The sequence below is a fragment of the Nitrosopumilus sp. b3 genome (genome assembly GCF_014078525.1).
Classification (GTDB): domain Archaea; phylum Thermoproteota; class Nitrososphaeria; order Nitrososphaerales; family Nitrosopumilaceae; genus Nitrosopumilus.
In genome coordinates this window covers 37,224-56,063 of record NZ_MU078697.1, presented here as the reverse complement: position 1 = coordinate 56,063, position 18,840 = coordinate 37,224, and the positions used below count along the sequence as shown (strand labels likewise).

The window sequence follows — 18,840 nt, the reverse complement described above, 5'->3', positions numbered from 1 at the left end:
GGAGGTGCGAAAAATGAGTAAAATAGAAAACACAAGCAGTCACAAAGATATCTATTCTGTATGGAGTGATAGTGTTGACAACTTCTATTCAAATATAGAAAAGTCAATCCCACAATTCCATCAAGCAGCTACTAATCTGCTCCAAGAATATGTGCAAGCATGGAATAATGCTTCATCATCAATAATTGATATTCATAGAGAATTTGCAACAAAAACAGGAATTAAATCCAATCTACCAGAATCATCAATCAGTATGATGAATGACTCTACAGAAAAGATAAACCGTTCATTTAATGTTCAAAGTAAGATGTCAATTGCATCCATTGATGCAACCAAACAGAATATCCATACATGGAATGAAAATTCAAAGTCTTTTGTCAACATAAACAAAAGTATAATGGATTCATTGGTATTGCCATTTAATCCAAAAATATAATGGAGATAGCATCTCCATTATATTTATTCAATTTTTTTGAATTACATCCCTTTTTTCTAAAGATGCAGAAATTATTACTATGGCAAAAAACCTAGGAAATTAAGAATAAAAAAAGAAAATTTAAAAAATTAATTTGTTGGATTCATCAAAGCAGCACGTTCTTTTGTTTTTTGATCAACTAGTGCCTCGACATATTTTCCTGGCTCTGCATTACAATCGCCGATGTTTACTGCAAATCCATCCATAGTTTCACCAATACAGCCATTTTCAGTAACTGCGATTACTTTAACCATCTCCATATTGTGTTCTGGTGAAGTGTAGAACATCAAATATGCAAAAAGAAGACCAGCTCCTAATGCAATAACTCCTGCAACGATCATAGTGTTGGTTCTACTTGATTTTTTATCCGATTTGTTATTCACTGCAGACATGATGCCATTACTAGTAAATAAGTAATAAAGAAAATAGACATTTTCCAAAGGTAATTTTCAAATGTGAAAACTGTACATGGAAATTGTTTCTGTATGTTATATCTTGGTTTCACACTATATTAGGTGAAGAAAAATGTACAATCAAAAGCAAGAAGAAGGTAAAGTATCGCGACGCGTGCTTTTATCTGCACTGATTGCAGGACTTGCAGTCGTTGTAATCTTCACAGTGACTCCTTGGAACTACATTCCTACAGAGGTTACTGAAGACGTAACTGTGATAGCAACAACCGAATACGGCTGTGTTGGAGAATCACAATTTGGACTAAACGTGGTCGTGCCTGATTGTAGTGCACAAGTTGGCGATACTGTGTCTGCCACATTTAATGTTCCTTCGGGACTGTTAAACGGATATTGGGAAGAGCTTGAAAAAAGACAAAATCCGATGGTAGATGAATGGGATAAAGACGTTAGTGGCACAGGTCTTTCCCCATAATTTTTTATTTTTGAAACAAAATATGTTAAATGACTAAAATTGTAATGTTATTTTTAAAATTATTCAAAAAATAACTTGAAAACTTGTATTAAAACTATCAGTATGATTTAATCTAATAATTTCTACGAATCCCTCTTAAGCAATTTTTTCATTTTTGTGTTCAATGACTAAACTACTCTATGCATCAATCATTGCTTCAGTAATTGTTATGTCTGTTTTTAGTACTAATGCCTTTGCACAGTCCGATTTTAAAAAAATTGAAGGCGACGAACTGCTAAATCCTATTTCACAAGATATTCTTGCAAAAATAGAATTTTCAAAAAAACAATTCCAGCAAGCAAAAGAAACTGAAAACAAGCGTACTGCACAACAAAAACTCATCGACGAGCAACGAAAGATTTCTCAAGAATCTCTAAAACAAGAGATCAAAAGAATGGAAAAGTCCTATGAAGAATTTACTCCTAGAAACGCATTTGCAAAGTATGTTTCAAATCTAAATGCAACAAATCATGGGATATTCTGGGATCAATTTGATTATCTTCAAGTCAAAGTATCTCTAGCAAGGGATGCGCGGGACTCTGTTCTAAAACAGGGAGGAACATTTTCTGATGCCATGAAGCAATATGTTCAATTTGCCAAGATGCCAAAAATTGAAATGCAAAATATTGTGCGTGAACTTAACATAAAACATAACCTTGCACAAGAAGACATTCAATCCAATTTTGACATGAACGGGAAATTACCTCGATATGAAAATGATCTCGCAGCTCCATGCTATGGTTGTACTGCAAAAATATCCAAAGTCCAAGTTGATTCAAACCAATCAGTTCCTATATCTAGAACCGTCCTTGAACCAAAACCTCTACAGATAACTGATCTCAAAGAATCACTTTCAGACCTACAAAAAGAATTCCTAGAGTCCAGAAATATCATAGAACAGAAAAAAATGGTATTTGAGATGAATGAAATCATAAAACAAATTCAAGATCTCAAATAATTTTTTTATTTTAATATTAAATCCTAAACTACTTGATGCCTCTCATCTGTTTTAACAAATGACGATCTGACTGATTATTTTGTATTTTCTATGACTTTGATTAGCCCATCTTCAATATCTTCACCTGAAATTTTGAGATTTTCATCTGATGCCATTGAAAGTAATGATGTAGGCCTTGCCAAACTGATGAAATTCTCATTATTTTTTTGATAAACTGCAATAGTACATGGTAGCAATAACCCAAGATCTGGATTGGCCTCTAACACTTGTTTTGCAAGATGAGGATTACACACTTCCATTAGTTTGTATTCGTCTGCAAACTCTAGTCCTTTTTCTGATAGAATTTTTTTAAAATCAAGCGTTTCTAAAACACCAAACCCAATCTCTTTAAGATTTTCAGAAAGATCAGTGATGGTGTTGTCAATACTTTTTTTGGTTTTGACTGTATGTGTGAAATTCATATTACTATTTTTCATTTTGATCTTATATAGACAAATACGATTTCCACACTTGGAAGCTATTTTTGGAAAATGTATTTTGATATAATAATATCTACAGAAATAATTTCATGAATCAAAAACACATTGGAATTATAGTATCAATAATTATCGGATTTACCATAATTGGTGCAGCTGTTCTAGAGCAAAATTCAACTCCTGACAGTCATGAAAAATTTGCAGTAACTTCTGAAACATTGGACGTTTTGCTTGAAAACAAAGAGCATGTTTTAGTTGTAGATATTAGAACTGCAGAAGAATATCAATCAGGACATTTGTTTGGTGCATCTCATGATGCTCTGGATTCTTCAACTCTTGAAAAAAGAGTAACAACAATTCAAAATAGATTGCCTGATGTGATGTGGTTATTTGGGGTTCTGGAAATAGGGCAACAATAGCCACCTATGGGCTTGCACAAGAAGGTATTGACTTTCAAGTTCTAGAAGGAGGAATGAAAGCATGGAACTCCAAGTTCAATTGGGAATGTAGTGTTTTTGGTATTTTTATTTTTTTAAATCAAGATTATATTGTATGATGTAGAGAAAATCAGTGTATGGCTGATTTCAAAATTTTAGGAAGGGACTCTGATCTAAGAAAAGCCATTCTAAAAGCTCTATCAGATGAATACTCTAGAACTATAATGAATTTCACTATAGAGCAACCAAAATCTGTGGTGGAGATTGTAAAAGGATGTGACATTCCAATGACTACTGCATATAGACGTGTAAATGAACTTGAAGAGAACAAAATTCTAAAAGTTACAGGCTCTGTTGTTACTGATGATGGCAAAAAATATTTTCTGTATCAAAATAGACTAAAGTCAATCTATGTTATATTTGGTTTAGAAGAATTAGATGTACAAATTGTAGAGAATGACGGTATGGGAATCAGTGCTTACTGGTAATTTTATTTGTAATTTTCTTTTGAAATCTTGTTCCTGGCTTTTGTTCTTAGCTTAGTATGACAACATGGACATCTTGTTTCATTACACTCCATGAATATTCCACAAAAACTACATCGTTTCTGACCTTCCTGATATTTGAATTGCATTGAAACGCCACTGCTTTTGTATTTATGACAAACACCTCTACAAGTTACTGCCATTTTTACTCAAACCTCAACAAAGTACCACAACACTCACAGAGGATTCCGAATTGGTTTGATAATATTTTCTGACTCTCACACACAAGACATTTTCTTGATAATTTTGCATAGAATCCAAAATTCTTTGCAAAATTTGGATCTTCTAATTGTAATCTCATGTGTGTGATTCTTTTTTATAATATAATACAAAAGTAGACAATTTCCGACAACGATTCCCAATTTTGAAAGTCAGATGAGAAAATTACATTTTCAAGTTATAACTTAATGATGTTTTTTTTAATTAATGAACATAAGTAAAGGAATTTTGATTGGAATTGTAGCTGGTGTTCTTACTTCTGGAGCACTTGCTCTATCCTATGATTCCTCACAAGTAGATGCAATGCCTGGTATGAGTATGGGTAGTTCTAGTAGTTCAGGAGGAATGAGTCATGATTCTAGTTCTAGTTCTAGCATGGGTGGAATGATGGGGGGAGGTCCAAGTAGACATGGTGTCTTCTATGGTCCAGGAACTATACACCAACAATGTCACATGGGTGGTGATATGCCTCCACATTACTGTGAACCATACTACAAAGCAATGTCTTCCGTAGTGGGTGTTAAAGTATCCAATGTAGATCCAGTTGACGAAAAAACTCTTCGAGTTACACTCAAAGAACTTAGTGTAGCAAATCAAGGAGTCAACCAAAAGATATCAGTTTCTGCAGGTGCAGGTGATTTGGTAGGCACTGCTGTAATTGGTAGTGGTTGGTCTGGAACTACGACAGTGGATATTCCATTGAAAGGAATGGGTAATATCTATAATCATGAAAGCATGCACGTACACATATTTCCTGTAACCAACGGTTAAGGGAAATAAATTTTTTATTTTTTAATCCTTATTTTTTCTATCTTGTAAATAATTTGAATCAATAAATCGTACATTTTACAATGTTTTAAAAATACAAATTCTATGAATTCATAGAGAAATCATGGAAAAAATTTGTTGGGCTAACATAGAAAATTTCAATGATGCTGAATTTGTTATAGTTGGAATTCCTGATGAATCCCAATCTCATGCTTTAAGAAAAGGAACTGAAGAAGCTCCGTTTAAAATTCGTGAAATATCTAATTTGCGTGATTCATTTGAAAGAAATGGTAGAATCTCAATTGGTAGGCCCCTGAAAGGAACCGCAAAAAAAGTGCATGATCTTGGAAATATAACTCGAAACCAGATTAAAGATACATTTGAAAAAATTATTCATTCCTCAAAGATTCCAATCTCGATTGGAGGTGATCATTCCATAACTACAGAAATTATTAAAACGATTTCAAACAAAAATGAGAAAATATCTCTTGTTTATTTTGATGCTCATCCTGATTTTGTTAGCTCGTACAGAAACTATTATGGCTCTGTAATCACTGATGTTCTTTCACACATTGAAATAGAGTCTAGTCTTCAAATAGGAATACGTACTCCTGAAGAAGAGGAATTGGAGAATCTCAACAAATACAATTTTGATGTAATCACACCTTTTGATATTCAACAGCAAGGGATAGAAGACATTGCAAACTCTATTCTAAATAAATTGGGCAAAAATGTCTATGTCTCTTTTGATATGGATTGTATAGACCCTTCATTTGCACCTGGTGTATCAGTTCCTGTCCCCTTGGGTCTGAGCAGCACTGATTGTGTCTATTTATTGCAAAGAATTGCTGAAAAAGGAATAATTGGTATGGATATTATGGAAGTATGTCCAAGTTTTGATGTAAAAGACAGAACTTCTCATTTAGCATCTAGGATAATATCTGAAGTACTTTATTCCTCAGGAGAATCATCTTGACTGAATTTGAAAATGAATTTACGTGGGGAAGAGCAATCTCACAAAACACCACAGATGAATTTCATGAAAAATTTGAAAAAGCAGTTGATGATGCAAAAAAAGAGTTTGGTAAAAAATATCCGTTGATAATTAATGGCCAAGAAATCTATTCTGATGACACTTTTTCTGTAACCTCGCCTTCAGATTCACAAATTACTATCGGTGAATTTTCAAAAGCAACAATTTCTGATACAAATGATGCAATATCTAGTGCAAAAAATGCATTTGAAAAATGGAGCAATACATCATATCTAAAACGAGCTGAAATTTTTAGAGAATGCGCTGATTATTTTTCATCAAGAAAATTCTTTTTGACTGCAGTAATGACTTTTGAAAACGGTAAGAATCGTTTTGAGGCAATGGGGGATGTTGATGAGGCGATAGATTTTATGAGATTTTATGCCTTTCAGCTAGAAAAAAACAAAGGATTTTGCAAACAAACTTCTCATCCAAATCCTCGTGAAAAAACTCAGACTATGATGAAACCATATGGTGTATGGGGAATTATTGCTCCGTTTAACTTTCCTTCAGCAATTGCAATAGGGATGACTACTGGTGCATTGATTACTGGAAATACTGCTGTTTTAAAACCTGCAAGTACTGCACCGCTATCCTCTTTTTATTTTGTAAATTTTTTGTTCTCAAAAATTCCTAATGGTGCAATTAATTTTGTTACGGGTTCAGGTAGTACTCTAGGAAAAACCTTGATTGAAAGTAAAGATGTTGACGGAATAGCATTTACAGGTTCAAGAGAAGTTGGAATGCAAGGATTCCAAGAGTTCACCAAAACCACTACAAAGCCTTTCATCTCTGAAATGGGAGGAAAAAATCCGGCAATTGTAACCAAAAATGCTGATTTGGATAAGGCATCTGAAGGAGTAGTGAATGCTGCTTTTGGATTTGGTGGACAAAAATGCAGTGCATGCTCTAGGGTTTATGTTCAAAATGATGTCGCTGATCAATTCATTTCAAAGATAGTTGAGAAAACAAAGAAACTAAGAATAGGAATGCCTTGGCAAAAGGATGTGTTCTTGGGTCCTGTTATCAATAATGATGCTAAAATAAAATTTGAAAATGCAGTAAATCTTGCAAAGCAAGACGGAGAGGTTCTTACAGGTGGAACAGTTCTTAATTCTTCAGGACTTGAGAAGGGCTATTTTGTGGAACCAACAATTGTTACAAAATTACCTGAAGATCATAAACTTGTCAAAGAGGAATTGTTCTTACCCTTTCTATGTATTCAGAGATATGATACACTTGATGATGCAATCAAGCTTGCAAATCAAACAGAATACGGATTGACTGCAGGAATTTTTAGCAATGATGAAAAACAATTAGAAGAGTTTTTCTCAAAAATTCAGGCAGGTGTTGTGTATGCTAATCGTTTTGCAAGTGCAACAACTGCAGCATTAGTCTCTAGTCAACCATTTGTGGGGTGGAAAAATTCAGGCTCGACTGGAAAAGGAGCAGGTGGTGAAAACTATTTACAGCAATTTATGCGCAGTCAAACTCAAACCCGCTGTGATTGAATCAATGAACTTCCAAGTAACAAAATATTTCTTTTTCTTTCTTTGATCCTCCTAATTGAATATGGTAACCAATTAATTCCATACGGAATGTAATCTGACACAACAAATTTCTTTTTGATTAGTTTTGGTTTGAGTTCATCTCGTATTCCTTTTAGCATTTGAAATTCAAATTTTTTTGGATATTTTTTTGACAAATTCTCTGCTTTTTTTATTATTTTTCCATCATGTGATGCTATTCCAAATTCATTTCCTTTCTTGAATAATATCTTCATTAGTTTTACAAAATTTTTATCCACATCTTCTTTTGATTTGAAGGATATACTTGCCTTTTCTCTATATGCCCCTTTCACTAGGCGAATTTTTGCCCCAATTCGCAGCAAATCAATCAGATCCTCTTCTGTTCTTTTGAGATTTGCTTGTAATGCAATTCCTAGTCGTTCATACTTTGAAAAAAATTTATTGTAAATCTCTATGGTCTCATCTGTATGCTCTGAGGATTCCATATCAAGCCAGACAAAAACATGGGCATTGCGTGCATCTAGAATAATTTTTTCAAAATTTCGATAACACTCTTTCTGGCTTATTGAAAGACCTATCTGTGTGGGTTTTACTGATACAGCTCCACGAATTTTCCATTTTCTAAAGGAATTGATGATTTTTTGATACTCGTTAACTGTTATAGTGATCTGTTTTTTGGAAGTGTGATATTCGCCTAGTTTGTTTACAATAGCATGTCTTCCTGATTGATATGCATTTTTTGCAGATGTGAGGGCATCATCTATTGTATTGCCTGCAATCCATTGTTTTGCTATTTTAAACAAAACCTTTTCCATTAACTGAGTTCCTGATACCACAGTAAGTATTGACTGGCGATAATTATATGATTTTAGAATCCCAGACAGATTTTGATAAGAAATATTTTGATGAGAAAGGAAAATTAAATTAGTTTAAAACTACAAACCAATCAGATTTGGTTCAGATTCATTTTGTTGAAGTTAATAGTTTTCTGGATTTTGCGCGATTTGTTTGCGCATTCAGAGAATACCCTTTGAGGGTATATGCTCACAAATTGAATAATAGGATGATACTATCTTGCAGGTTGGTTCTATCAAATTCTATTCTTGCATTTTACACTGATTATGAAAATGGAAGATATATTGAATATGATCCAAAAGGAGGAAAGGAAACTGCAAAAGTTGTCAATTCTATAAATTCTTCTACTCAACATGCTCCGATAATTCATTTAGATTCTCTGCCTTTTCCATTAAAATCCTACAAAAAAATCTCAAACAAATTCAAAACTTCCAAAGTATTGGATTTAGGGAATTTAGCTAGATTGACATATGATCCTGAATGGCCTGATGATCCAAAGGTGACTCTGTTGTGTTTTCCGCATAGAAAAAAATGGATTATAGGTTACATGTCAATGATAGAATTAGTTGAAACTGTATACTGCTTTTATTATGTAGAGTTGGACAAAGAACCTGACAAACCATTCATAAAGTATTCTGGACATAAGGGAATTCCAGCACAATTTACAGACGTATTTCAACACGGATTTCCATATCTTCCTGTAGTTAAATTGAAAAAAGAGCACCCAATTTTTGGATTAAAATAACATTGAAATTAAATTCCTATCTTGTTTAATTTATTGAACTCTTTTTCAGAGATAAATTACATATTTTGTATCTAGTTTTCATATTTTAGAGAATCCTATTATTGAAATTATTTGAGCATTATTTACACTCATTCCAAGTTTTCCATCTTCAAATGTATGGGGTATCTCTACACCATCAGACAACACTGCAATTGAGACGATGTTTTTGTCAGGAAATAATTTTTGCAGTATAGGCAATGGGTCATCCATGTGAATAAATCCATCAATGTTTTTACTCGTTGTAATTATTATTGCTTGCATCTCATCTTCAACAGTAATAGAGTATACATCCATGTTAGATGCTATTGCAAAGCCATTTGTGACTTGAGTGATTCTAGGATCAATATCTTGAGTGTAATGCGTGCCACCTGACATATTACTAATTATGAATGGAAGAGATATTGCTAGTCCTACAATTATTGGAATTATTATCAAAAGTCTAGTTTTTATTTTCTTATCACCACTTAGAGGGACAATTATTCAGAATATCTCGTGGGATGGGATTTGAAACTATACATATAGGCTCATCGTAACTCCAGGCTCTCAAGAGAATTCTATCTTTTTCAAAAATCAATTCTACATCACCATTGGAAGTTCTGACAAGATATCAAATTGATGAGTTAAAGCAAATTATTGGAGATAGTTTTGATATTTTGGAAATGAATGTATACACGGAGATGGAAAAAGATGATTCCATCTATGTTGTATTAAGCAAATCTAGCAAGGCTTGAACCATCAAGGGAACAAAATGGATGTTGTTAGATTCCACATCACGGGGACTAAGCTACCATTTTGGGGTCAAAAATGGATGCAGATAGGCGTAGAATCTATGGAATTGTTACAGTAATCCTATCACCATCTCCACAGTATGACCCCATATTTTGGAAATTTACAATCTTGAATGTATAAGTTCCAGGACTTTGAGTGTTCCAAGTGATTTCAAGATTACCATCTCCGTTTGTTCTTACCGTTTTTGATGGAGGCCCACCTGGAAATCCAGTGATATCCATATCAACAGTCATAGAGTTTACGTTATTTTGATAATTTGGATTAGTATGTTGTAGTGACCATCCAACATTAAAGAAATAATATGGCAAGTCTGCTTCATAACTTCCCCACTTTTCAATTACTTTGATTTCCCCATATCCAAAAGGATCTTCAGTACATGAAGAATCAGGTGTTACTGAGGATGTTGATTCTTCAGAATCTATAGCTTCATCAGATTCATTGCAATCTCTAACAGTAATTACATTGGAAGGCCAATTGTATATTTCATATTTTCCTGAATAAACATCAAGTCTCACATCATCTTGTAATATCGCAGATGTCACTTCAAAGTAATACTTGCCAGGCGGTGGGTCTTTAATTATCAGTTTTCCTTCAGCAACCCATGCTTGTATTACATGAGATATTGTACCTCTAGGTCCTTTTTCTATCAGAGTTACATCTATTGGTATGGCAATATGCAAATTTACCAAGTCCATATTCTTGATGTTTACTCCAACTACAATATCTCCACGGCATTCAGAAGGAGGTGTTGCATCAGGCAATAATGTAAGCATAACATCAGTAGAACCTCTCCATTCTATTTCCCAAAGTTCTTCTTCTGTTAGATCATAATCAAGTCCAGGCAAAGAGTCATCATCTATGTCATCATCTAATCCCGGGAGGTAGTCATCTGTTTTGGAATCATCAAGTTTTGATAATGTTTTTTTACCATTATCAATTATTTTATTTAGTTCATCAGAATAAAAAATAACCTCTTCTACAAGTTCATGTAATGATTTTATACGTTCAGTACCAAGTAATGTATATCTATCAGAATCATCTACAGCTGAATCACTACCATCATCAATAGATGAATCAACAACACATGGAGGTACAATAACATCAAAGGTCAAATAGGGATTACTAGTATAATCTACTCGTGTATCTTTGTTTGACACTTTTTGAATAGTAACAATATCGTCTATAACAAATGAGTGAGTGCCAACTTGTAATGAGCCAAATTCAGTATTGAAAGTGTCAGTTGGAATATCTATGCCAAGTTTATAATCATATGGAAGACGTATTTCATTTTTGTCTTCATATGAACCATTAAAATAATGTCTCACTTCCAATATTACATAATTGTGAAATGGCATTCCTCCAGGATATTGTAATTTAAAGAAAATCTGAGCTCCGTAAGAATTTTTAATGCATGGATCACCAGTTACAATTGTACCGTAATCAGTGATTTCAATATATTTTGGAGAATTAGAATCACCTGAATACAATTTAGAAATACCATAGATTACTGAAGAAAGAGGTGCATCATTATCCTCAACAGCACTATCAATTTGATCTTTGAGATTCTTTGTTTGTTTTTGTGCCTTTTCAGCTTGTTTGTAACCCTCTTCAAGATCCTGTATGTTTTGTAATCTCTTAACCAAATCAAGAGAGTCAAGTGCTACTAACGCTGAAACTTCCAAATCCTGTTGAATTATTCCCATGTCTTGTGCATTATCGACTAATAGATCTTCAAGATCCCCGATTTCTTTCAAAATTTCTACAAGATCATTTGCATCATCAGTTGCTTCTTGTTGATTTGCATCTAATTCAGTTGCCCTATTCATTAAATCTGTGTTTTTATCATCAGAATATTTCATCCAGATATCATTTGATAATTCATCAAATAATTTAGATTCTGTATTTTTAATTTCTAATAGCCAATTTGCAGTTAGCTCATTCAATTTGTTTAGAGTATAGAGATTTTTGATGTTAGCCGAATTTAGTTTAAGACTTTGTTCAGATGATATATTTTGTGTAGAGGTAATTGGTTTTTCTTTAAATGAAATTACTTCTTCTTTTACCATGTGTTGAATCCCAGATTTAAAATCACTATCTGAAATTACTCCATCTGCCCACCATCTTGCATTATTTTTTATCCAGTCAGGAATTTCAATAGTATCTGAAATTTCTATATCTCCATTAGGATCAAAATCAACATTTTCAACTTGAATTAGTCTCTCCTTTACCATAAAACCCAAGCCTGATGCAAAGTCTTTGTCACTAATTAGCCCCTGCTCCCACCAATCAGCATTTTGTTTTATCCAACTAGGAATATCTGATGAAATAGCATAACTGTCATCCAAAGGTAAACCAAGTCCTGCAGTTTTTTCAGGAACTTCTAAAATTACTACTCTAAATTCTACAATTGCTTTATTTGTTTTCTTAGTTGTAGGATCTTTACTCTCAAGCGGGAATTGATACGTGTAATATTTTCTTAATTGTTGATCACCGATATTATAAATTCGAGAGTCAGCACCAAAAACATCGTTTCCTTTTATCAATAATGCATCTATCAAAGTTTTTACAGCTCCAACTGCCTGACCAGCAGGACTAATTTTTAAGGCAGTAGATAATGTGTTTTCAGTAACTTGTGATGCAAGATATTTTCCTAATTTGGAATTATACCATTTTACTTTGTAAGAATCACCAGAATTAATTGATTGAGCTGCTAAATTGACAACTAACTTGTCTACATCATGCCAACATGTATCATGAAGGTAGACATTATGTTTTGGCATTAGAAATGCTTTAGTTTTATCATTAGAACTTGGAGAAAATGGAACCTGTTGATGTTTGCTAAGATACCAATTTTTTAGTTCAATTACATCCATAGCTACACCATCTTTTTCTTTTTGATGATCAGGTTCCCAAAAAGTATAAGCTATTTCTACAGTTCCAGGATTTTCAGATACAACTCCTGGATCAAACTTTGCTTTTTTTGCATCAAAACCTCTTATCTTTTCAATTGTGATTTTAGTGACTTCCGCCTTTACTTTGACTTTGACACACTCTGCCATATTTCCAACTCTATGAGCATCTGCTTCTTGGAAATCACCAAAAGTTATAATCTGAAAAAGTAATACAAATATCAAAAAGAAGGCTAGAATGATTTTCAATGATTCCTAAAATTTTCAAGTTTACTTAAAGATAATGAAAATATTTACTCAATTCAAAACCTGAATCCTAATAGAGCAATCATCTCTTGAAATTTGCTTAGCATGGTTAATGCAAAGTCTCATTATTTCTTTACAGAATGGCTTGCTAAATCCTTCTTCAAAATGATAAAACATTACTTGTGTAAAGGCTTCACTATTGCATCCTAGCATATTACAAATCATGAGATCCTAATCTAGGAATTATTGAGGCTAAAAGACTAGGTTATTGTTAAATTCTATGTGAATCCTATAAGGCTTGAACCATTTATGGAATTAAATTAAGATTCCCAATCAATTCCATCATTATCTGCATCAAACCCATCTGTGGTGTACAATTAAAAGTTTGAAATCTGAAAAACTGTCTAGTTTTGTATAGTTATGAACTCTCTGTTTGGGTTTCAAACTACGTATTTTTAAAAAATGGCATAGTTTGGCATAGTTTTGAACATGAAATTTAGGAATCTGAACTAAATGTTATGGGATTTTGTGTGCCGGGGGCGAGTTTCGAACTCGCGACCTCCAGATTATGAGTATTGCCTTAGTTGGAGAACCGTTAGAGATTACCAAGCGAACTGGCACTCTAACCAGGCTGAGCTACCCCGGCATACTATATGCCTAAAAATTTGGGAAATTAAATGATTCTAAAATATATTGATTAATTTTTAGGTGTAAAATTTACTTTATTTCATTCCATTTTACATTTTCATTTTTTACCCAGAGGAATTTCTTTTGTAATGCTGATGTGTATAATTTCTCCCATTCAGCACCTACCTCATCAGTCCATGCCTTGAATACACGAGGATCGATATAATTTCTCAAAGACGTTCCAATGTTGTAATCTTTGGTTTTTTCAGACAAATCAATTTGCAATTCTAATTTTTGCATTCTTTCTTTCTGTTTCTTCTTTTGTTTTCTGATTTGTTCATTTAGAGTCTTGATTCTTTTTGCTTTGTTCTTCTTTTGAGTATCTGTCTTTGGTTCAGATGTCTGTACTTTTTTGAGTGTTTCTTCAGTCTTCTTCCAAACTTCTTCTTTCTTTACTTTTTTGAGCGTGTCTCTTTTCTTCTGCAATGATTGCTCGAAAGTTTTTGGAATTGTTCTTTTATGATTACACATCATAGCGGCTTCAAGGTTTGCTAGTTTTGCATGATATAGTTTCTCAGTTGCAGTCTTTCCTTTCATGTTGTCATGTTCTACAAGATAATTTTTCACAACTGTGGTAGCCAAGTATGTTCTGAATACCTTTGCAGTTAGTCCTTTAACAATACTTGAATAATATGCATTGACGTGTCTTGAGGTTATGTCATCGAATATCTCATCTTTTGGTTTTTTCTTTTCAACTAATTTCTTTAGATTTTCTTGGAATTGTTTATCATGTCCTTCAGCAACCACTGTCTCTTGCCATCTTACACTATCTTTACCTAGAAAATCAAACTCTATGGTATTTGCAGTAATTTTGATATGCTCTTTTCTAAGAGTAGTGGCACCTACAGTATCTGCCTCGTCTGGATCTTTTTCGTCTCCTACCCTCATCGCCGTTCTGTAAATTAAATAACATGCAGTTGCAATTCTGCTAATTTTTGGATCCTTGCTCTTCATGTCTATGACAATTCTATCTTTAATTTTGTCAATCTCTTTTGCAAGCTTTACTGCCTTTTCGTACTTTTCTTTATCTCTGTCTTGCTTTAGTCCTGCAGTATCAGCAAGCCATACGTATTTCCTTTTTTGTGTGAGAAAATCCATCCAGCTTGCAAGCCACATAGAGTCTTTATCATGAATTATCTTTCCCCAATTGCCTTCAGGTACTTTGGCTTCTTTCCCTAGATTTAGTGTGACATCTTTTGCAGTTACTCGTGGCTTCCATCTTCCTCGAATTGGATGCTCCCCTCTTCCAATAAAGATTCCAGGGGGCTCTGCCATGTAGTTTCCTACTTCGACTTCTTTGCCATCCATTATGGCAATTCCATATTTTGATTTCAATTTTTCTCGCAACTCCTTTCTTTTTGCAGCAAGTGCTTTTTTCTCCTCTTTAGTCATCATCTCTTTGAGATCTTTTTCCTTGTCGACAATTTTGTAGGCATTTGAAAAATCAATGTCATCATAAGAGATTTTTTTAAATTTAGGATCTAGAGTTTTAACAAAATCTGCTGTAAAATTTTTTTGAAAAACCTTGTCCTGAGCATATGGTGTGTCTTTCTTTTTTGCCCATTGATATGCCATCTCCTCTTGATTGGCATCAAGTGATACTGTTTCACCTTTGATCTTTATTGTAAATCCCTGCGCCTCATATTCAGGTGGGAATAAGATTCCATTATGTTGTAGCGTTTTCCATTTCATTTTTTTCACTTTAAAATTGCGGACTTTGATGAAAACTCTATTCTATGTGTATATCAATTTAACGTACAAGTGCTATTTCAGCCTGGAAATAGCTCTTTGCTGAGATATTTCTCAAATTCGATGTCTGTTTTCATCTTTTTTGCTTCCATGAACATAGCAGCATCAGTACCTACAATGTATCTAGGAAGCATTTCATCATCGTGAATTGCTTTGATGATTACTTTGGCAACTTCAGAAGGGGGTGTTCCCATCTGTACCATCATCTTTAATCCAGAGAGAATATGATCCGTGATCTCTTTGTATTTAGGATCTTTTTTTGAATCTGGAATCTTCATTGATTCAAAAAAGTTTGTTTTAATCACTCCTGGTTCAATCAAAGTAGTCTTTATTCCAAACTGTCCAAGCTCGTATCTCAGACATTCTCCTAGTCCTTCTAATGCAAATTTTGAACTAATATATGCAGGTGATCCTGGAAGGCCCATTCTTCCTGCGACTGAACTGATGTTTATGATGTTTCCTGACTTTTGTTTTCTCATAATTGGAGCAACCTCTTGAATTATTCTTACAATGCTAAAGAAATTAGTTTCAAACTGTTTTCTAAAATCATCAACAGATACATCTTCTGTGCAACCAAACTGACCATATCCTGCATTATTGACTAGAACATCTAATCTTTGAGAATCTGAAATTATTTTCTCTATTGCAGAAATTATTGATTCTTCTTTGTCTACATCTAACTCTATAATTTCAATTGAAAGGTTTTCTTTTTTTGCAGCTTGCTCTAACTCGATTCCTTTTTTTGTATCTCTCATGCTTGCAAAAGTTTTGTATCCATCTCTTGCAAGTGCTAATGAAGCTTCTAATCCAATACCTGAAGAACTGCCAGTAACCAGAGCTACTTTTTCCATATAACTGCTAGATTTTTGGTCTATTTATCCCATTTTGATTTGTCATACTAGTGGTCTGTCCCCTTCAGTGGGATCTACTAATTCTGTCTTCTCTCCTTTGTTTATTCTCTCAAGAATTTCCAATGCCGAATATTTGTGAAGAAATTCATTATTGTTTCCACATCTATATGAGAACGTACATCGTGGACATCCTGACTCATTTTTGCATGGGCACTCCTTTACGATGTGCATACTTCTCTCTAGGGCTTTCTCAAATCTGTCGTACAATGCCTTACTTGCACCACTTCCTCCAATGGCTCCATCATAGATGAATATCAAACCTGAAGTGCCCAATGATATCCCTCCTAGGTCTTGAGAAACACCTCCTGTTATCATGTTACTTCCTTCAATTACAACATGCTCTGTTGCATGGTATCCACTGGCTTCGGCATAATCTTCATCCTCTGCTTTTTCTATTACTTTGAGAGGTCTTGGCGCATGAAAGACTATGCCTTTGGTTATAAAATCATACTCTAATGGATTATCTAACATCACTTTTTCTCCTTGAGTAATTTCCTGTCCTAATTCGATATTGACATATCCGTAAACTTTCTTTTGAATATGTAATTTGCAAAATGCAACTTCTACTCCATTTGCAACTCTTTTCTCGAAAACAGTTTCTATAGTTGGCCATTCTTCAGTTAATGATTTTGTATAGTATGGATAGTCTCTTGAAATTTTTTCTAGTTTTGCAAGATTTTTTTTAGGATAATCAAATTCTTTTACCCTATAGCGGATACCTGCTAAAAAATAGATTGCATCTTTGTGCAATTCCTCTAGTGCAATTGGTAGCACTCTGTCTCCAACTTTTCTATCTGATAGAAATATGTCAATGGATTTTCCTATTCCTCTAATACTGTATTCGTTTAACATGGAATTAATTTTATCAAAATTGGGAACAATTCTGTTGTTAAACATTTTCAGATTTTCTTTGATGATGTGATGTTCTATGATTTCTTGATGCTCTTTTAATTCATGTTTTGATATTGGCCTATCGCATGCCATTGCCAATACTTGAAATTCTTCCACGAATGGATTTTTTGGATCAATGTAAGTTTTCTCAACATCTTCAAAATAATCATCAGGATGATTTTTGTAATATTGAGATATTGGATCATTTCCTAATGCCAAAAACGCGTAACCTCTTTGCCCCTTTCTAGCTGCTCTTCCAATTCTTTGGATTAATCTATTGACAGGAATGGTAGATGAAATCACACAATCCACATTTCCCACATCTATGCCTAATTCAAGGGTTGGAGTACAAGAAATAGCTTGTAATTTATCATCTTTGAACTGCTTTTCTACTGAAGCCCTATAATTTGCCATTAGTCCTGCTCGATGAACTTTGATGTTTACTTTTTGCTTTTTTGCTTGAATTGCTAATAGTTCGGAGTTAAGGTGAGAGTTGTTAAAGACCATGGTCTTGTGATTTTTTTCAGTTAATTTCTTTGTCAGTTCTACCATGAGTTTTCTTTGAGTTCTAAGAGATGGAAATAACATCACAAAATCTGTTTGACCTTTTTTTCCAGAACCATAAATTATCTGCATTTTCTCACCAAATAATTTCTCACAAAATTTCTTTGCATCATCTAATGTAGCTGATGCTGCAACAAATTGTAACTTGTTGCTGCAAATTCTTTTGAGTCTTTTTATGATATAGTGTACATTGGAACCAAAAATTCCTGAATACACATGTGCTTCATCTACAATTAAAATTTTGGTAGATGATAGAAGAGATGAAAATTTTGTTTGATGCCACATATGGTAATGCAATACATCAAAATTTGTAACTAAAATCTGAGGTGGATTCTCAATAGTGTCTCGTCTGTCTCCAACTTTGGTATCTCCATCAAAAACTCTGACATCTACTCCTATTTTTTCTGCAAATTTTTGAATTTTTGGGAATTGGTCTCGTGCTAAAGCTTTTGTTGGATATACAAAAATTGCAAAAACATTTCCTTCGTTTGCCTCTTTTTTTATTCTTTGAATAACTGGAATCAAGAAAGCTTCTGTTTTTCCAGATGCAGTTGGTGCCTCAATTACAACATTTTCACCAAATGTGATTTCTTGAATTGCTTCTTCTTGAAATTTGTAAAATTTTTCAATTTTTAATTCTTTGAGATGCTCAGAAATTGATTCATCTAATCCCATCTCTTCAATTTTAGAGCCCATTTTAGGCTCGGGATTCTTCAAAACTTTGTATTCTGAAATATAGTCCTTCTTTGAAAATAGAATCTCTTCTGTAATTTTGTCTGGATTGTTATTTCCTATCATCTTTTTGATTTCATTTTCTGTCCTGATGATCCCTTCATCCTTTAACTCTTCTGATAGTCCTACACTTGTGACTAGACCTTTATCAAAACGTGAGAGAAATTCAAGAAATACCTCGTCTATGTTTTTTGAAAATTCAAGCAGATCCTCTATACCACATTTTCCACAAGAAACATGCATTTTTTTGTTAAATGTTTTTTGTATCTCTATCTTTGATTTGCATTTTGGACATGAGAATTTCAAGATCTAATTGATATCACTTGATTGGTGATTTATTGTTTAATCATTACTTCGGA

Annotated in this window: 18 protein-coding genes and 1 tRNA gene; 10 read left to right on the top strand and 9 right to left on the bottom strand. The window is 33.5% G+C overall.

The annotated features are described in order from the left end of the window. Positions 1-13 precede the first annotated feature (13 nt). A complete protein-coding gene (locus C6990_RS09630) occupies positions 14-436 on the top strand; it encodes a hypothetical protein (RefSeq protein ID WP_182130820.1) in 423 nt (140 codons plus the stop codon). Positions 437-564: 128 nt separating this feature from the next. Here the strand turns inward: C6990_RS09630 and C6990_RS09625 are convergent, their stop codons facing one another. After that, positions 565-867 (bottom strand): hypothetical protein, encoded by a 303-nt coding sequence (locus tag C6990_RS09625; protein ID WP_255465411.1) that lies wholly within the window; start codon positions 865-867, stop codon positions 565-567. Positions 868-1,000: 133 nt separating this feature from the next. On the opposite strand from C6990_RS09625, the gene C6990_RS09620 reads away from it, so the two are divergent. Both C6990_RS09620 and C6990_RS09615 read left to right on the top strand, forming a co-directional pair. Continuing rightward, positions 1,001-1,360, top strand: a complete 360-nt coding sequence (locus C6990_RS09620) for a hypothetical protein (RefSeq protein ID WP_182130818.1) — start codon at positions 1,001-1,003, stop codon at positions 1,358-1,360. A 163-nt stretch (positions 1,361-1,523) separates the two neighbouring features. Next, a complete protein-coding gene (locus C6990_RS09615) occupies positions 1,524-2,357 on the top strand; it encodes a hypothetical protein (RefSeq protein ID WP_255465410.1) in 834 nt (277 codons plus the stop codon). A 74-nt stretch (positions 2,358-2,431) separates the two neighbouring features. Here C6990_RS09615 and C6990_RS09610 read toward each other — a convergent pair whose 3' ends face one another. Then, on the bottom strand, positions 2,432-2,833 hold the full coding sequence (locus C6990_RS09610; RefSeq protein WP_255465408.1) for a DUF302 domain-containing protein: 402 nt from the start codon (positions 2,831-2,833) through the stop codon (positions 2,432-2,434). A 92-nt stretch (positions 2,834-2,925) separates the two neighbouring features. On the opposite strand from C6990_RS09610, the gene C6990_RS09605 reads away from it, so the two are divergent. From C6990_RS09605 to C6990_RS09585, 5 genes are all read left to right on the top strand, one after another. Then, a complete protein-coding gene (locus tag C6990_RS09605; RefSeq protein WP_182130816.1) occupies positions 2,926-3,252 on the top strand; it encodes a rhodanese-like domain-containing protein in 327 nt (108 codons plus the stop codon). A 155-nt stretch (positions 3,253-3,407) separates the two neighbouring features. After that, positions 3,408-3,758, top strand: coding sequence for a winged helix-turn-helix domain-containing protein (locus tag C6990_RS09600; RefSeq protein WP_048115443.1), 351 nt, complete (start codon positions 3,408-3,410; stop codon positions 3,756-3,758). Positions 3,759-4,241: 483 nt separating this feature from the next. Further along, positions 4,242-4,805: a hypothetical protein gene (locus C6990_RS09595; RefSeq protein ID WP_182130814.1), complete on the top strand. Its 564-nt coding sequence runs from the start codon at positions 4,242-4,244 to the stop codon at positions 4,803-4,805. A 121-nt stretch (positions 4,806-4,926) separates the two neighbouring features. Then, positions 4,927-5,778 carry an agmatinase gene (gene speB / locus C6990_RS09590; RefSeq protein ID WP_182130812.1) on the top strand — a complete coding sequence of 284 codons (852 nt, stop codon included), beginning with the start codon at positions 4,927-4,929 and terminating at the stop codon, positions 5,776-5,778. Continuing rightward, positions 5,775-7,346, top strand: a complete 1,572-nt coding sequence (locus tag C6990_RS09585; protein WP_182130810.1) for an aldehyde dehydrogenase family protein — start codon at positions 5,775-5,777, stop codon at positions 7,344-7,346. Before speB ends, C6990_RS09585 begins: the two co-directional genes overlap by 4 nt. Here the strand turns inward: C6990_RS09585 and C6990_RS09580 are convergent. Then, positions 7,328-8,200, bottom strand: coding sequence for a proline dehydrogenase family protein (locus C6990_RS09580; RefSeq protein WP_255465407.1), 873 nt, complete (start codon positions 8,198-8,200; stop codon positions 7,328-7,330). The genes C6990_RS09585 and C6990_RS09580 overlap by 19 nt on opposite strands. 245 nt (positions 8,201-8,445) lie before the next feature. Here C6990_RS09580 and C6990_RS09575 point away from each other — a divergent pair, with 245 nt between their 5' ends. Beyond that, positions 8,446-8,964 carry a hypothetical protein gene (locus C6990_RS09575; protein ID WP_255465406.1) on the top strand — a complete coding sequence of 173 codons (519 nt, stop codon included), beginning with the start codon at positions 8,446-8,448 and terminating at the stop codon, positions 8,962-8,964. Between the two features lie 78 nt (positions 8,965-9,042). Here the strand turns inward: C6990_RS09575 and C6990_RS09570 are convergent, their stop codons facing one another. Then, positions 9,043-9,438: a hypothetical protein gene (locus tag C6990_RS09570; RefSeq protein ID WP_182130806.1), complete on the bottom strand. Its 396-nt coding sequence runs from the start codon at positions 9,436-9,438 to the stop codon at positions 9,043-9,045. A gap of 152 nt (positions 9,439-9,590) precedes the next feature. Here C6990_RS09570 and C6990_RS09565 point away from each other — a divergent pair, with 152 nt between their 5' ends. Further along, positions 9,591-9,734 carry a hypothetical protein gene (locus tag C6990_RS09565; RefSeq protein ID WP_182130804.1) on the top strand — a complete coding sequence of 48 codons (144 nt, stop codon included), beginning with the start codon at positions 9,591-9,593 and terminating at the stop codon, positions 9,732-9,734. A 96-nt stretch (positions 9,735-9,830) separates the two neighbouring features. Here C6990_RS09565 and C6990_RS09560 read toward each other — a convergent pair whose 3' ends face one another. The 5 genes from C6990_RS09560 to C6990_RS09540 form a co-directional block, all read right to left on the bottom strand. Further along, the gene (locus tag C6990_RS09560) at positions 9,831-12,950 is read right to left on the bottom strand and encodes a coiled-coil domain-containing protein (protein ID WP_182130802.1); all 3,120 of its coding nucleotides are present in this window, start codon (positions 12,948-12,950) and stop codon (positions 9,831-9,833) included. Between the two features lie 528 nt (positions 12,951-13,478). Further along, positions 13,479-13,593 (bottom strand) — tRNA-Met (locus tag C6990_RS09555). A gap of 71 nt (positions 13,594-13,664) precedes the next feature. Beyond that, positions 13,665-15,326: a DNA topoisomerase I gene (locus C6990_RS09550; protein WP_182130800.1), complete on the bottom strand. Its 1,662-nt coding sequence runs from the start codon at positions 15,324-15,326 to the stop codon at positions 13,665-13,667. 77 nt (positions 15,327-15,403) lie between these two features. Continuing rightward, entirely contained in the window at positions 15,404-16,234 is an 831-nt protein-coding gene (locus C6990_RS09545) for an SDR family oxidoreductase (RefSeq protein WP_182130798.1), read from the bottom strand. Between the two features lie 42 nt (positions 16,235-16,276). Next, on the bottom strand, positions 16,277-18,787 hold the full coding sequence (locus C6990_RS09540; RefSeq protein ID WP_182130796.1) for a DEAD/DEAH box helicase: 2,511 nt from the start codon (positions 18,785-18,787) through the stop codon (positions 16,277-16,279). Positions 18,788-18,840: the final 53 nt, after the last annotated feature.

What these genes read in the sequence shown, in the direction of transcription:
- C6990_RS09605 (WP_182130816.1), top strand. Translation starts at nt 2,926, where the DNA reads ATGAATCAAAAACACATTGGAATTATAGTATCAATAATTATCGGATTT.
- C6990_RS09550 (WP_182130800.1), bottom strand. Translation starts at nt 15,326, where the DNA reads ATGAAATGGAAAACGCTACAACATAATGGAATCTTATTCCCACCTGAA.
- C6990_RS09625 (WP_255465411.1), bottom strand. Translation starts at nt 867, where the DNA reads ATGTCTGCAGTGAATAACAAATCGGATAAAAAATCAAGTAGAACCAAC.
- C6990_RS09615 (WP_255465410.1), top strand. Translation starts at nt 1,524, where the DNA reads ATGACTAAACTACTCTATGCATCAATCATTGCTTCAGTAATTGTTATG.
- C6990_RS09600 (WP_048115443.1), top strand. Translation starts at nt 3,408, where the DNA reads ATGGCTGATTTCAAAATTTTAGGAAGGGACTCTGATCTAAGAAAAGCC.
- speB (WP_182130812.1), top strand. Translation starts at nt 4,927, where the DNA reads ATGGAAAAAATTTGTTGGGCTAACATAGAAAATTTCAATGATGCTGAA.
- C6990_RS09595 (WP_182130814.1), top strand. Translation starts at nt 4,242, where the DNA reads ATGAACATAAGTAAAGGAATTTTGATTGGAATTGTAGCTGGTGTTCTT.
- C6990_RS09545 (WP_182130798.1), bottom strand. Translation starts at nt 16,234, where the DNA reads ATGGAAAAAGTAGCTCTGGTTACTGGCAGTTCTTCAGGTATTGGATTA.
- C6990_RS09610 (WP_255465408.1), bottom strand. Translation starts at nt 2,833, where the DNA reads ATGAAAAATAGTAATATGAATTTCACACATACAGTCAAAACCAAAAAA.
- C6990_RS09630 (WP_182130820.1), top strand. Translation starts at nt 14, where the DNA reads ATGAGTAAAATAGAAAACACAAGCAGTCACAAAGATATCTATTCTGTA.
- C6990_RS09620 (WP_182130818.1), top strand. Translation starts at nt 1,001, where the DNA reads ATGTACAATCAAAAGCAAGAAGAAGGTAAAGTATCGCGACGCGTGCTT.